11 protein-coding genes and 2 pseudogenes are annotated in these 14,386 nt (G+C 56.1%); all 13 read left to right on the top strand.

Annotation, left to right across the window (positions count from 1 at the left end):
• The first annotated feature begins 344 nt into the window (after nt 1-344).
• The 13 genes and pseudogenes from I656_RS03955 to I656_RS03905 all read left to right on the top strand — a co-directional run bounded on the left by I656_RS03955 (nt 345) and on the right by I656_RS03905 (nt 14,177).
• Nucleotides 345-2,042 (top strand): methyl-accepting chemotaxis protein, encoded by a 1,698-nt coding sequence (locus tag I656_RS03955; protein ID WP_033006253.1) that lies wholly within the window; start codon nt 345-347, stop codon nt 2,040-2,042.
• A 193-nt stretch (nt 2,043-2,235) separates the two neighbouring features.
• The gene (miaA, locus tag I656_RS03950) at nt 2,236-3,183 is read left to right on the top strand and encodes a tRNA (adenosine(37)-N6)-dimethylallyltransferase MiaA (protein WP_020756044.1); all 948 of its coding nucleotides are present in this window, start codon (nt 2,236-2,238) and stop codon (nt 3,181-3,183) included.
• A gap of 34 nt (nt 3,184-3,217) precedes the next feature.
• Entirely contained in the window at nt 3,218-3,445 is a 228-nt protein-coding gene (hfq, locus tag I656_RS03945; protein WP_011230812.1) for an RNA chaperone Hfq, read from the top strand.
• Nucleotides 3,446-3,778: 333 nt separating this feature from the next.
• Nucleotides 3,779-4,711 carry a stage V sporulation protein K gene (gene spoVK, locus I656_RS03940; RefSeq protein ID WP_020756046.1) on the top strand — a complete coding sequence of 311 codons (933 nt, stop codon included), beginning with the start codon at nt 3,779-3,781 and terminating at the stop codon, nt 4,709-4,711.
• Between the two features lie 168 nt (nt 4,712-4,879).
• Nucleotides 4,880-6,454 (top strand): fatty acid--CoA ligase, encoded by a 1,575-nt coding sequence (locus I656_RS03935; protein WP_033006255.1) that lies wholly within the window; start codon nt 4,880-4,882, stop codon nt 6,452-6,454.
• 25 nt (nt 6,455-6,479) lie between these two features.
• Nucleotides 6,480-7,624 (top strand): annotated as a pseudogene (locus I656_RS03930) (acyl-CoA dehydrogenase family protein).
• Between the two features lie 14 nt (nt 7,625-7,638).
• Nucleotides 7,639-8,712 (top strand): CaiB/BaiF CoA-transferase family protein, encoded by a 1,074-nt coding sequence (locus I656_RS03925; RefSeq protein WP_020756049.1) that lies wholly within the window; start codon nt 7,639-7,641, stop codon nt 8,710-8,712.
• A gap of 3 nt (nt 8,713-8,715) precedes the next feature.
• Nucleotides 8,716-10,335, top strand: a complete 1,620-nt coding sequence (locus tag I656_RS03920; RefSeq protein WP_020756050.1) for a long-chain fatty acid--CoA ligase — start codon at nt 8,716-8,718, stop codon at nt 10,333-10,335.
• A 14-nt stretch (nt 10,336-10,349) separates the two neighbouring features.
• Nucleotides 10,350-11,201 (top strand): 3-hydroxyacyl-CoA dehydrogenase family protein, encoded by an 852-nt coding sequence (locus I656_RS03915; RefSeq protein WP_013145691.1) that lies wholly within the window; start codon nt 10,350-10,352, stop codon nt 11,199-11,201.
• Nucleotides 11,202-11,222: 21 nt separating this feature from the next.
• On the top strand, nt 11,223-11,348 hold the full coding sequence (locus tag I656_RS19785) for a hypothetical protein (protein ID WP_255348558.1): 126 nt from the start codon (nt 11,223-11,225) through the stop codon (nt 11,346-11,348).
• A pseudogene (locus I656_RS0116290) lies at nt 11,330-12,480 on the top strand (acetyl-CoA C-acyltransferase). The gene I656_RS19785 and the pseudogene I656_RS0116290 overlap by 19 nt, the downstream one beginning before the upstream one ends.
• 149 nt (nt 12,481-12,629) lie before the next feature.
• A complete protein-coding gene (locus I656_RS03910; protein ID WP_020756055.1) occupies nt 12,630-13,199 on the top strand; it encodes a Uma2 family endonuclease in 570 nt (189 codons plus the stop codon).
• Between the two features lie 99 nt (nt 13,200-13,298).
• On the top strand, nt 13,299-14,177 hold the full coding sequence (locus tag I656_RS03905) for a DMT family transporter (protein WP_015374464.1): 879 nt from the start codon (nt 13,299-13,301) through the stop codon (nt 14,175-14,177).
• Nucleotides 14,178-14,386 lie beyond the last annotated feature (209 nt).

Below are 14,386 nucleotides of genomic sequence, written 5' to 3' on the forward strand. Positions count from 1 at the left end.
CTTTATGACCGGCATTCGCCACCTGTTTTTATTTGGTTTAATTGGCAGCATCATCGCGCTCATTACCTCATTTTTTATCCGCGATGAAGCGGAAGCCGGCCGAAACTCTTGGCAGCCGGAAGGAACGGCGTAAGGCGGGGAAGCGGCATGGGTGCGGCCTGTTTGCTCTTTGCGAGTTGACGGTGAAAGAGGAGGCTCATTGAGAAAATCCAGTTGATTTTCTCAATGAAGCAGGCCTTTTCATCAAAGATGGCGAAAGAGCCAAAAAAACCCTAAACATTGTCTGTGATCATCCGATAATGTAGATGGAACAACATACTGATTCACAGACGGAGGATTTGCCAATGAACATGAAAATGACCGTGCGCAAAAAACTGCTGGCTGGGTTTGGCCTTGTCTACGTATTGATTGTATGGCTAGTCGGCTTTTCTTATTACGAAATTTCCAAACTGAACGGTACATATACCGATGTCATTGACAAACGGGTGCCGAAGCTCGTCAACGTCAAGGAGCTGGAGGTGCTCATCCGCCGCCAAGTCGGCAGCATGCGCGGCTATTTGTTGACTGGCGATGAGACGTCAAGGAAAAACTTTGAAAAAGCGCATGAGGAGTACAAGAAAATAAGCGAAAAACTTGCGGCGGAGTTGACGCAAGCCCAAACAAAACAATGGCTGGCTCAGCTTGATTTATTGGAGCAGCAGTTTTACGAACTGGGGCAAAAAACGTTTGATTTAAAAGATCAAAACAAAACGGCGGAATACAATGCACTCATTGTGACGACGGGTCGAGACATTACAAATCAGTTCGATGACGTCGTTTCCCGGCTTATTTCCAGCCAGCAGTCGGAGATGAACAAAGCAAGCAAAAAAGCGGATGATGAAGCTTCAGATGTGCAGAAGTTCATTATCGTTGTGGGCATATTGACCGTGGCGGTCGGCGCGATTGCCAACTATTGGATCAGCCGCTCGCTTTCCCGCCCGCTATTGGTGCTGTCGGATGCGGCTGGTCGGATCGCTGCCGGCGATTTGACCAAGACGAAAACCGGCGTCCGCAACCGGGACGAAATCGGCGAGCTGGCCGCTTCGTTTGAACAAATGGCCCAAAATTTGCGCGAAGTGCTAAAGGAAGTGGCGCAAAACGCCGAGCAAGTCGCCGCTTCGTCGGAGGAGCTGGCAGCGAGCGCCGAACAGACGAGCAAGGCGACCGAGCAAATCGCCATGACGATTCAGGGCGTTGCTTCCGGCATGGACAAGCAAATGCAAAGCGTGGAAGAAACGTCCGCCGCCGTCGATTCGATGTCTGAGAGAATCGAGCAAATTTCCGGACGGGCGCAAAGCGTGTCCGCCATCGCTAGTGAGGCGTCGAGACAAGCGGCTGAGGGCGGGCAAACGATCGAGGCGGGCGTCGCGCAAATGAACAAAGTGAACGATACGGTCGAGCGGCTGGCTGACCTCATTAAAGGGCTTGGCCACCGTTCCGAGCAAATCGGCTCCATCATCGAAGCGATCCGCAATATTGCGGCGCAGACGAATTTGCTTGCGTTAAATGCCGCGATTGAGGCGGCGCGCGCCGGGGAGCACGGGCGCGGCTTTGCCGTCGTCGCCGATGAGGTGCGCAAACTCGCCGAGCAGTCGGCGGAATCGGCGCAGCAAATCGCCGAGCTGATCGCCGCTATTCAAGACGAAACGGCTCGTGCCGTCCAATCGATGGAGTCGGTCGTCCATGAGGTGGCGAGCGGAACGGGGGTCATTCGCGCTTCCGGGGAAACATTTGCCCGCATTCGCGCTGCCGTCGATGAAGTCGCTGTGCAAATTCGCGACGTATCGTCGGCGGTCAGCGAGATGGCCGCTTCTTCCGAGCAAATCGCCCGCTCTGTCCGGCTTGTCGCTGATGTGGCCGAATCGACGTCCGCCGGCGCCCAGGAAGTGTCGGCGGCGACCGAAGAACAGTTGGCGTCGATGGAGGAAATTTCGGCTTCGGCCGCGTCGCTCTCGAAAATGGCGGACGATTTGCAGGCGATTGTCAACAAGTTTTCATTATGATGAGCGCCTTTTATGGCGTTCATTTTTTTCCATATGGTTATGGCGAAAGGGAAGAAAGGCGATTTTTCGCGTTGCCATGTATAAAACGATTTGTGGATGGCGAAAACGTATGAAAGAAATGGTTCCATGCACAGCTGTTTTTATGTATAATGATGGTTGACACAAGTCCCACAACAGAAAGCAGTGACGCGCTATGGCTGAAAAAGTCGCCGTCATCGTCGGGCCGACGGCGGTCGGCAAAACGAAGCTCGGCATCGCGTTGGCGAAAAAGCTGGGCGGAGAGGTCATCAGCGGCGATTCGATGCAAATTTATAAAGGGATGGACATTGGCACGGCGAAAGTGAAGCCCGATGAGATGGAAGGAATCCCGCATCATTTGCTGGACATCAAAGAGCCGTGCGAACCGTTTTCCGTCGTCGAATTTCAGCGGCTTTGCCGTGCGCTCATCACCGAGATTTCGGCGCGCGGCCGGCTGCCGATCATCGTCGGCGGCACCGGGCTGTACATTCAGGCAGCCCTTTACGATTACCAATTTTCCGCCGCCCCTTCCGACGAAGCGTACCGCCGGGCGCTCAAACAGCTGGCGGCCGAGCAAGGAGCCGAAGCGCTTCACCGGCGGCTTGAGGCGGTTGATCCAATAAGTGCGGCCCGCATTCATCCGCACAACATCCGCCGCGTCATCCGCGCCTTAGAAGTGTATCATTGCACCGGGAAGCCGTTCAGCGAGTGGCAGCAAGGGCAGTCAAAGCGGCTTTTGTATGAGGCGGCCATCGTTGGCTTGACGGCGGAGCGGGAGGCGCTTTACCGCCGCATCAACGAGCGGGTCGATGAGATGATCGCCGCAGGGTTGATCGAAGAGGCGAGAGCGCTTTATGACCGCGGCCTGCGCGACTGCCAGGCGGTGCAAGCCATCGGCTACAAGGAGCTGTACGACTATTTTGACGGCCGCGTTTCCCTTGATGAAGCGATCGAGCTGCTGAAACAAAATTCGCGCCGCTATGCGAAACGGCAGCTCACTTGGTTTCGCAACCAAATGCCGGTGAAATGGTTTGACATGACCGACGCCGAGCAGTTCGCCGCCAAGGTGCAGGAAATTTCTCGCTATGTAGCAGGAAAGCTTCAACTTGAAGCGAATATATAAGTATATCCTTAGAGAGAAAAGAGGAGGACGTTTGATGAAAAATACGATCAATATTCAAGACCAGTTTTTAAACCAGCTGCGCAAAGAGGGCATTCAAGTGACCGTCTTCTTATTGAACGGCTTCCAACTGCGCGGGTACATTAAAGGGTTTGACAACTTCACCGTACTTTTGGAAGTGCAAGGAAAACAACAGCTCATTTACAAGCACGCCATTTCGACGTTTGCGCCGGAGCGGAACATCCATTTTGAAACCGAACAGTAAGACCGACGGTACATATGCCGCCGAAAAAAGGCGCCTTCCTTCGCGGAGGGCGCTTTTTGCCATTTTCCGTTTTCCTTCCGCGCCCGCTATTTGATCGACAAGCTCCTGCGTCACCCGAAGGGAAGTGAGGGACGAGGTGAATTCAGGCGTAAACCGCCGCTTTTGTGAATAAACATATACAAACTTTTTCCGCTATAGCCGACCCGCTGTTCGCTTGGGCGATTGTCACGGATCGGCGGCGGCGTACGTATACTAATAGCAAAAGCGCGAGGCGCCGGCAGCGAATGCGGAACGTGTGCGGATGGCAGAAAACGGGAAGCGAGGTGACGCCCTTTGTCGGAATTGACGATGAACAAGGCGAAAGGGCAAATCAACATCGTGTTGAACTCCAAAACGGTAAACCATTTAGTGAAAGAAGAGAGAAACGACTGGCTCGATGGCGAAGAGCATCAGGCGCTTCGCAACATCCAGAAAGAACTTGACCAATTGATCGGGCTCGATCATGTCAAAAAAATTGTCAAGGAAATTTACGCCTGGCTGTACATTAACCGGATGCGCAAAGAAAACGGCTTAAAAGCGAACCGCCAGGCGCTCCATATGATTTTCAAAGGCAATCCCGGCACCGGCAAAACGACGGTGGCGCGCTTGCTCGGCAAGCTGTTTTTTGAGATGAACGTGCTGTCCAAAGGGCATTTCATCGAGGCGGAGCGGGCCGATTTGGTCGGAGAGTACATCGGGCATACGGCGAGCAAAACGCGCGATTTGATCAAAAAAGCGCGCGGCGGAATTTTGTTCATCGATGAAGCGTATTCGCTCGCCCGCGGGGGCGAAAAAGATTTCGGCAAAGAAGCGATTGACACGCTTGTCAAAGGGATGGAAGACTATTGCGACGACTTGGTTGTGATTTTGGCCGGCTATCCGAAAGAAATGGACTATTTTTTATCGTTGAACCCAGGGTTGCCGTCGCGCTTTCCGCTGACGATCGAGTTTCCGGACTATACCGTCGAAGAGCTCGTGCAAATCGCCAAACAAATGCTGCGCGAACGCGAGTATGAAATGACGCCGGAAGCGGAGCGGAAACTGTACATTCATCTCGAAGGGACGCTGGAAGCGACCGGCCGCCTCAAGTTCAGCAACGGCCGCTATGTGCGCAATTTGATCGAAAAAGCGATCCGCAAGCAGGCGGTCCGTCTTCTGCACGAAGGGCGCTATGACAAAAAAGAGCTGATGACGATCCGCGACCGCGATTTCGTCTTCCATGCGTAAAACGAAAGGGGTCTCCTTTTCGTTTTTTTTTTGTGCCGTAAAAAGAGGAATGCCGGCCAAAAGAGCGAATACATAAACAACGGGGGCATATGCACTAAATTATTTGAATTGTCTGTCTATGGGATCCGCCCGCCCTCTGTCGAGACACGAAAAAGGGGGAGAAGGCGTTTGTACGTGACGATTGGAGAGATGTTTTCCCAAACAGTGCGAAAGTTTCCGGACCGGGAAGCGGTTGTCGAAGTGGCGACCGGGCGCCGCTATACGTACGCCGAATGGGAGCGGGAGGTCAACCGGTGGGCGAACGCGTTTTTGGAAGCGGGCGTCCGCAAAGGAGACCGCGTTTCGACGGTGCTGTACAATACGCTTGAGCTCGCGACCGCTTTGTTTGCCTGCGCCAAAATCGGCGCGGTGTTCAATCCGATCAACTTTCGGCTGAGGGCGGAAGAAATTGCCTATATTTTGATGGACGCCGAGCCGAAAATTGTGCTGTTTGAACGGGCGGTGGAACCGGAACTTGCCGCGATTCACAGCCGTTTCCCGCACGTGTCATTTTGGTCGATCGACCGCGATCCGCCGCCGTTTGCCAAAAACGCTCACGAGCAGGCCGCGCGGGCTGGAGAGGAAGCGCCGCGTGTTCATGTGGATGAGAGCGATCTTTATGCCATTATGTATACAAGCGGCACAACTGGGCGTCCAAAAGGAGTGATGCACCGTCACCGCGACATGATCGAGCAAAGCGTCATTTGCCATGGCGTCATGCGCATCCGCGAGACGGATCGCGGGCTGGCGGCAGCGCCGCTGTTCCATTGCGCCGAGCTGCATTGCTGCTTGCTGCCGCGCGTGCATGCCGGAGCGGCGAGCGTCATTTTGCACCATTTTGACGCCAAGCTCGTGCTTGAAACGATCGAACGGGAGCGGATTACGATCCTATTCGGAGCCCCAACGATGTGGAACATGATCTTGCAGGAGAATGTAAGCGGTTACGATTTATCTTCGCTTCGCCTCGGCCTATACGGCGCCGCTCCGATGGCTCCAGCCCTTGTCAGGCAATGCCAAGAGCGGCTCGGCATCGAGCTGATTCAAGCGTACGGCATGACGGAAATGGGGCCGGCGGTGACGTTTTTGTTGGAAGACGAGCAGCTGAAAAAAGCCGGTTCCGCTGGACGCGCCTGCCTGAACCATGAGATCCGCGTCGTCCGCGCGCGTGAAGACGGGCCGTCCGACCCAGACGATGTGCTGCCGCCATATGAAGTCGGTGAAATTGTGATGCGCGGGCCGTGCATGATGGCCGGCTACTACAAGCGCGAGGAAGCGACGGAAAAAGCGTTGTACAAAGGTTGGTATCATTCCGGTGACCTCGGCTACCTTGATGAAGACGGCTACTTGTATGTCGCCGACCGGGTCGATGACATGGTGATCAGCGGCGGGGAAAACGTCTATCCGCGCGAAGTCGAGGACGTGTTGTACGAGCATCCGAAAGTGCTTGATGTCGCTGTGCTCGGCGAGCCGGATGAGCTGTGGGGCGAAAAAGTCGTCGCCTTCGTCGTCAAAAAAGACGACCTCCTGACCGCCGATGAGCTCGAGCAGTTTTGCAAAACGAGCGACCGCCTTGCTCCGTACAAACGTCCGCGCGCCTACTATTTCATCGATGCTCTGCCCCGCAACGCGAGCGGGAAAATCCAAAAGTTTTTGCTGCGCGAACAGCTGAAAAAACAGGCGGCGGGCGGAACAGAGAAAAAGTGACCGAACAGAAGAGAGGGATGAACGGGTGACGGCTCGCTATTTGCGTGAGGAGCACCATATGTTCCGCGCGGCGTTTCGCAAGTTTTTGGAAAAAGAAGCGTACCCGCATTATAACGATTGGGAGAAGCGCGGCATCATTCCGCGTTCGTTTTGGGCGAAGATGGGCGAGAACGGCTTTCTTTGCCCCTGGGTCGATGAGAAGTATGGGGGTCTAAACGCCGATTTTGCCTATTCGGTTGTCATTAACGAAGAACTAGAAAAAGTTGGATCGAGCCTCGTCGGCATCGGCTTGCACAACGACATTGTCACGCCGTATATCGCATCGTACGGAACGGAGGAGCAAAAACAAAAATGGCTGCCAAAATGCGTCACCGGCGAGCTCATCACGGCGATCGCCATGACCGAGCCAGGCGCCGGTTCGGATTTGGCGAACATTTCAACGACGGCCATCAAAGACGGCGATTATTACATCGTCAACGGACAAAAAACGTTTATCACGAACGGCATTCATGCCGACTTGATCGTCGTCGCCTGCAAAACCGATCCGCAGGCAAAGCCGCCGCACCGCGGCATCAGCCTGCTTGTCGTGGAGCGGGATACGCCGGGGTTTACGCGCGGCCGGAAGCTTGAGAAAGTCGGGCTGCACGCCCAAGATACCGCTGAGCTGTTTTTCCAAGATGCGAAAGTGCCGGCGCATAACTTGCTCGGCGAAGAAGGAAAAGGTTTTTACTATTTGATGGAAAAGCTCCAGCAGGAGCGGCTCGTTGTCGCCATTGCCGCCCAAACGGCGGCGGAAGTGATGTTTTCCTTGACGAAGCAATATGTCAAACAGCGCACGGCGTTCGGCAAACGGGTGAGCGAGTTTCAGACCGTCCAGTTCCGCCTTGCGAGATGGCGACGGAAATCACCCTTGGCCGCGCGTTTGTCGACCGTGTCATCGAGGAGCATATGGCAGGAAAACAGATCGTCACCGAAGTGTCGATGGCGAAATGGTGGATTACCGAGATGGCCAAACGCGTCGCCGCCGAGGCGATGCAGCTGCACGGCGGCTACGGCTATATGGAAGAATACGAGATTGCCCGGCGCTATCGCGACATTCCCGTAAGCGCCATCTACGCCGGGACGAACGAGATGATGAAAACGATCATCGCCCGGCAGCTAGATTTGTAGAGAGAGGGAAAGACATGCTTCATGGCATTGTAGTCGTTGATTTTTCCCATTACTTGCCCGGCCCGTTTGCCAGCTGGCGGCTCGCGCAGCTCGGAGCGGACGTCATCAAAATCGAGCCGCCGTCCGGCGACCGGCTGCGCCCGTTCGCCGAGGGCCGGTTGTTTGCCGCCTATAACGCCGGTAAACAAAGCATCGCTCTTGATTTAAAGACGGAGGCGGGGCGCGAGCAAGCCCGGCGGCTCGCCGCCCGCGCCGATGTGGTGATCGAAAGCTTCCGCCCCGGGGTGATGGCGCGGCTTGGGCTCGGTTATGACGATATGTGCCGCATGAACGAACAAATCATCTATTGCTCGATCAGCGGCTTCGGTCAACAGAGCGGCCGCTCATTGCTTGGCAGCCATGATTTAAACTATATGGCGCTCTCCGGCTTATTGGCGCAGCTGGCCGATGAACGCGGCCGACCGGTTCATCCGAAGATCACGCTTGCCGATTTTATCGGCGGCATGGCGGCGGCCGAGCGCGTGTTGGCGGCGCTGTTTGCCCGCGAGCGGACCGGCAAGGGGGCTTATCTTGACGTCTCGCTTGTGGACGGATTGGTCGCGATGATGGCTGGCCATTTTGCCATTGAACACGGCGGTGGGCCGAAGACCGGTCTTTCCGAGTTGTCTGGGGAGGTGGTGTGCTATCAGCTGTACGAGACAAAAGACGGCCGTTATATGAGTTTAGCGGCGCTCGAGCCGCACTTTTGGCGGCGGTTTTGCGAGGCGGTCGGCCATCCGGAATGGACGGAGGCGCAATGGGCGCCGGCGCGATCGGGGGAAGCCGTATATGACGAGCTCGCCGCCTTGTTCCGTGAAAAGACATTGGATGAGTGGAGCGCGTTCGCCGAAGCGGTCGACGTCTGCCTTGCCCCGGTGCTGGAGACGGGTGAGGCGAAGGCGCTGTTTGCTGACAGCCGGCTCCGCCATCTCGTTCGGCTGCAGCCGGGCGGCGTGTGGACGGCCGCACATGGGCCGGACGGCCAATGGGGCGGCGGGGAGCCGCCTAAAGTCAATGAACATGCGCATTTGGTAAAGGGGGAGGAATAACCGATGATGAAAACACCGTTAAACATTTCCATGATGCTTGAGCGGGCGGAGTTGTTTTTCCCAAAAAAGCAAGTCGTTTCGCGCATGAAAGGCGGCATCGTCCGCCATACATACAAGGAGATCGGCGAGCGGACGCGCAGGCTGTCAAGCGTGTTGAAGCGGATCGGGGTGGAAGTCGGCGACCGCGTTGGCACGTTCGCTTGGAATCATCACCGCCATTTGGAAGCGTATTTTGCCATTCCCGGCATCGGGGCGGTGCTCCATACGATCAACATCCGCCTCTCCGCGCAGCATATCGCTTACATCATCAACCACGCCGATGACCGTGTGCTGCTGATCGATGATGATTTGCTGCCGGCAATTGAAGCGATCAAGGACGAGATCCCGAACGTACGCGCTTTCATCGTCATGACCGATGCCGACGAGCTGCCGGAAACGAAGCTCTCGCCGGTGTACCATTACGAGAAACTGCTTGCCGAGGGCGATCCAACATTTCCGTTCTTGAAAGACCTCGATGAATACCAACCGGCTGGTATGTGTTATACGTCGGCGACAACGGGAAATCCGAAAGGGGTTGTGTATACGCACCGCAGCACCGTCTTGCACGCGATGGCGTTAGGGCTGGCTGATACGCAAGGGTTATGCGAGCGCGATGTCGTCATGCCGGTCGTACCGATGTTCCATGTCAACGCGTGGGGGCTGCCGTTTGCCGCTACTTGGTTCGGTTCGACGATCGTCATGCCGGGTCCGGCGTTTACGCCGAAAGTGCTTGCCGAGCTGATTGACGCCGAACGAGTGACGATCACCGCTGGCGTGCCGACGATTTGGCTCGGGCTGTTGCAAGAGTTGGAGAAAGGAAACTATGACGTCAGCAGCCTGACGCGCGTCATTTGCGGCGGTTCAGCCGCGCCGAAAGGGATCATCCGCGCGTTTGAAGAAAAATACGGCATTCCGTTCATTCACGCGTACGGCATGACCGAAACGAGCCCGCTTGTGCTTGTCTCACGCCTGAAAAGCTATCAAGACGGGCTGTCGTACGAGGAGAAACTTGATGTTCGCGCCAAGCAAGGGCTGCTTGCGCCGGGGCTTGAGATGAAAGTGATCGGCCAAAACGGGCCGGTTCGCTGGGACGGCCAGGAAATGGGCGAGCTTTGCTTGCGCGGTCCGTGGATTGCGGCCGAGTATTACAACGATGAGAGAACGAACGAAGCATTTCGCGATGGCTGGCTCCATACCGGCGATGTCGTCACCGTGGACGAAGAAGGGTTTGTGAAAATTGTCGACCGGACGAAGGATGTCATTAAAAGCGGCGGCGAATGGATTTCATCGGTTGATTTGGAGAATGCGCTTATGGCCCATGAGGCGGTGTTCGAAGCGGCGGTCGTCGCTGTGCCGCATCCGAAATGGCAAGAGCGCCCGATTGCCTGCGTCGTGCTGAAAGAAGGCAAAAGCGTGACAAAAGAAGAGCTGTACGACTTTTTGCGCCCGCAATTTACAAAATGGTGGCTGCCGGATGACATTGTGTTTCTCGATGAAATTCCGAAAACGAGCGTCGGCAAGTTTTTGAAGCGGAAACTGCGCGATGAGATGGCAGCGCGCTATGCCGATGCGGCGAAGGAGTAAAGGAGGCGGACACCGTGGCAGACACCATTGCGGTCATCGGCGCCGGGGTGATGGGAAGCGGCATCGCGCAAACGGCGGCGATGGCGGGAAAAACGGTGTATTTATATGACGTGTCCGAAGCGGCCTTGCAAAATGGGCTCGCTTCGGCGGAAAAAAGCTTGCGCCGCTTTGTCAAAACCGGCGGGCTGTCCGAGCCGGAAGCGCGAGCGGCGCTCGGGCGCATCCGCTCGACCGTCGATTTGGCCGAAGCGGTGCGCGGGGCGGATGTCGTCATCGAAGCCGTGCCGGAAAACTTGGCGCTGAAAAAAGACGTGTTTCAGCAGCTTGATCAACTGGCGAAGCCGGACGCCATTTTAGCGACCAACACATCCGAGCTGAGCGTCACGGCGCTTGCCGCCGCGACGAAGCGGCCGGAAAACGTCATCGGCATGCATTGGTTCAATCCGGCGCCAGTGATGAAGTTGATCGAAATTGTGAAAGGTGAGACGACTTCTGACGACACAGTCGACGCCATCCGTCGGCTGTCTGTGGAGCTTGGCAAAGAAACGGTCGTCGTGAAAGACCGGCAAGGATTTGTGACGACAAGAGCGATCGCCGCTCATATGATCGAGTGCATCCGCATGTACGAAGAGGGAGTAGCCTCTGTGGAAGACATCGATAAAGCGGTGCGCCTTGGGCTCAATTACCCGATGGGTCCCTTTGAGCTCGCCGACATGGTCGGGCTTGATACGCTCCTGTTTGTGAGTGAAAACATGACGGAAGCATACGGCGACCGGTTCCGGGCGCCTCAGCTTTTGCGCAAGCTCGTTGAAGCCGGGCATTTAGGGCGGAAAACAGGGAAAGGGTTCTATACGTATGCAAAATGAACAAGCGCCTCTCACGGAGAGGTGGACAGAAACGGGCTCGTTTGGCGGCGCCGCGGTGCATCGTTGGATACAACGGTGCGGCTGCGCCGTCAAGGCGTGGCGTTGACAACATCAACAAGGAGGAGAAAATGGTGCGTGAAGCGGTGATTGTGGAAGCCGTCAGGACGCCGGTCGGCAAGCGAAACGGCGTCTTCCGGGATGTTCATCCGGTGCATCTTGCCGCGGTGGTGCTCGATGAAGTCGTGCGCCGGGCGGGCATTGAGAAACGGATGGTCGAAGACATCGTCATGGGCTGCGTGACGCCGATCGCCGAACAAGGGTACAACATCGGCCGGCTGGCGGCGCTCGAGGCCGGATTCCCGATCGAAGTGCCGGCCGTGCAAATCAACCGAATGTGCGGCTCGGGGCAGCAGGCGATTCATTTCGCCGCCCAGGAAATCCGCTCTGGCGATATGGATGTCACGATCGCCGCCGGAGTCGAAAGCATGACGAAAGTGCCGATTTTAAGCGATGGCAACGAGCAGACGATTCCGCCGTCGCTTCATGAAAAATACGAATTCATCCACCAGGCGTCTCGGCTGAGCGGATCGCCAAAAAATACGGCCTGACGCGCGCGGAGCTGGATGCCTATGCCTACGAAAGCCATCGGCGCGCCTTGGCCGCCTTGCGCGAGGGGAAATTTCGCGCCGAAATCGTTCCGGTGAAAGGGCTTGACCGCGATGGCCGCGAAATCCTTGTCACCGATGATGAAGGGCCGCGGGCCGATACATCACCGGAAGCGCTCGCCGCGCTCAAGCCGGTGTTTCAAGAAGACGGCGTCATCACCGCCGGCAATGCGAGCCAAATGAGCGACGGGGCGGCTGCTGTGCTTTTGATGGAACGGGAGGCGGCGAGGCGGTTCGGACTGAAGCCGAAAGCGCGCATTGTCGCGCAAACGGTCGTCGGCTCCGACCCAACGTATATGCTGGATGGCGTCATCCCGGCGACGAGGCAAGTATTGAAAAAAGCCGGCCTCACGATCGACGACATCGACCTTATTGAAATCAATGAAGCGTTCGCCCCGGTCGTGCTCGCTTGGCAAAAGGAAATCGGCGCTCCGCTTGAGAAGGTGAATGTCAACGGCGGCGCCATTGCGCTTGGCCATCCGCTCGGCGCCACCGGTGCGAAGCTCATGACATCGCTCGTTCACGAACTGGAACGGCGCGGCGGCCGCTATGGGCTATTGACGATTTGCATCGGCCACGGGATGGCGACGGCGACGATCATCGAACGGGAGTAAGGGCAACGTGCGGAAAAACATTTGTGTGACACACGCTCGACAGCGGGGGCGCCCGCTGTTTTTTCTTTCGTGACGGGAACATAAAAGTATGGGACGGAGCCAGTGCCGTGTGATAAGATGAAAGAAAAGAAAGTGAAAGGGGAAGCGCAGTGCAGAAGGAGAAGCCGTTTTACACGTATCGCGACATTGAACATTGGGAAGGAAATTGGGAACTGATCGATGGCGTTCCCTATTTATTGGCGTCTCCGTCGTTTGAGCACCAGTATGTGGTCGGACAACTGCACCTTGCATTGGCTTCGCATTTTCAGGCGCGCGGCTGTCATGTTATTCTTGCCCCGTTTAATGTTCAGCTTGATCCTGAAGAGCCGGAACGGATGGCGAAAACGGTTGTTCAGCCGGATTTATCAGTCGTTTGTCGGGTTGAGCAAATCGGGAATCGGCGAATGAAAGGGGCTCCCGATCTCGTTGTGGAAGTGCTGTCGCCAAGCACCGCCCTGCGCGATCGAAACCAGAAATACTATTTATACGAAAAATATGGGGTGCATGAATATTGGATGGTAGACCCCAGCAATCGAACGATCGAAGTGCTCAGCTGGCAAGATGGACGATTCGAGCAGCGAGCGGTTTTCGGGCCAAGCGATGAGTTGGTTTCGTTTTGGCAACCGGATTTGACGGTTTCGCTCGCCCCCGTGTTTCCTCCGGAAGAAAGCGATGTGTAGCTGATGGAGAACAGCCTTGTTTGACTGCCATCTCTGGAAATAACGGCTTCGCCTTTGATGTCAGCAGCAGAAAGAAGAACGCATAGGGGGATCGATGCCATGAAACAACCTGTTCTCGCTTCCTTGTGTTTATCGCTTGCTGCCAGCATTTGGGGCGGGATGTACGTCGTGAGCAAATACGTGTTGGACTACATTCCGTCGTTTACGCTCGTCTGGCTGCGCTACGCCGTTGCCTTGATTGTGCTCGGTGCCATCGCCGCGGTGAAACGCGAGCGCCCGCCGAAAAACGGGCGTGATTGGGGAATGGTCATCGCGATCGGAATCATCGGCTACGTCGTTTCTATTTCCTTGCAGTTTGTCGGCACGAAATGGTCGAACGCCCATACTGCTTCGCTCATTACCGCCTCAACGCCGGCGTTTGTCGTCTTGTTTGCCCGCTGGCTGCTTGGCGAGGCGCTTACATGGCGGAAAATGGCCGCGCTGCTACTGGCGACAGCGGGTGTCATCGTCATCGTTGGCCTCGGGGGCAGCGGGGAGTCGACGTTCGCTGGAAATATGGCGTTAGTCGGCGCGGCGATCACTTGGGCGCTGTTGTCGGTGCTGGTGAAAATGGCGTCAGCTCGCCTGTCCGTGTTTTCGGTCACTACGTATGCCATTTTTGTGGCATTCATTGGCATGACCCCGATGATGTTCGCCGAAGGGCCAGGGCTTGCCGCGAGCCATTGGAGCGTTCCCGTCGCCCTTGGAGTGTTGTATCTTGGCGTTGTATCGACGGCGGGGGCATTTTTTCTTTGGAACAAAGGGATGGAAATGATCGACGCCGGCGTCGGCTCGCTCTTTTTCTTTTTCCAGCCGCTTGTCGGCTCGCTCTTTGGCTGGCTGCTGTTGCATGAGGAGCTCACCGCCTCGTTTTGGCTTGGTGGGGCGCTGATCGTTGCTGGGGTGGTCGTGGCGGTGCGAAGCGGGCAAAGCGCGTAAAGGAAAGCGTCAGCAAACTATATAGATGCAACGAAGAAGTTTAACATATCCTTGACGGAAAAGCGGTTTTCCCCTTTTCGACTGTCGGAGGAAAGCCACAGGCTTCTCCGTCACGCCTTGGCGTGACGGAGGACCGAACAACCGCCTGCTTCACAGACCCATATATGGGTCTTTAAGCCGCGTTGTTCGGTCACTCGACAGTCGGATGA

It is taken from the genome of Geobacillus sp. WSUCF1, assembly GCF_000422025.1.
In the GTDB taxonomy this organism is placed as follows: domain Bacteria; phylum Bacillota; class Bacilli; order Bacillales; family Anoxybacillaceae; genus Geobacillus; species Geobacillus zalihae.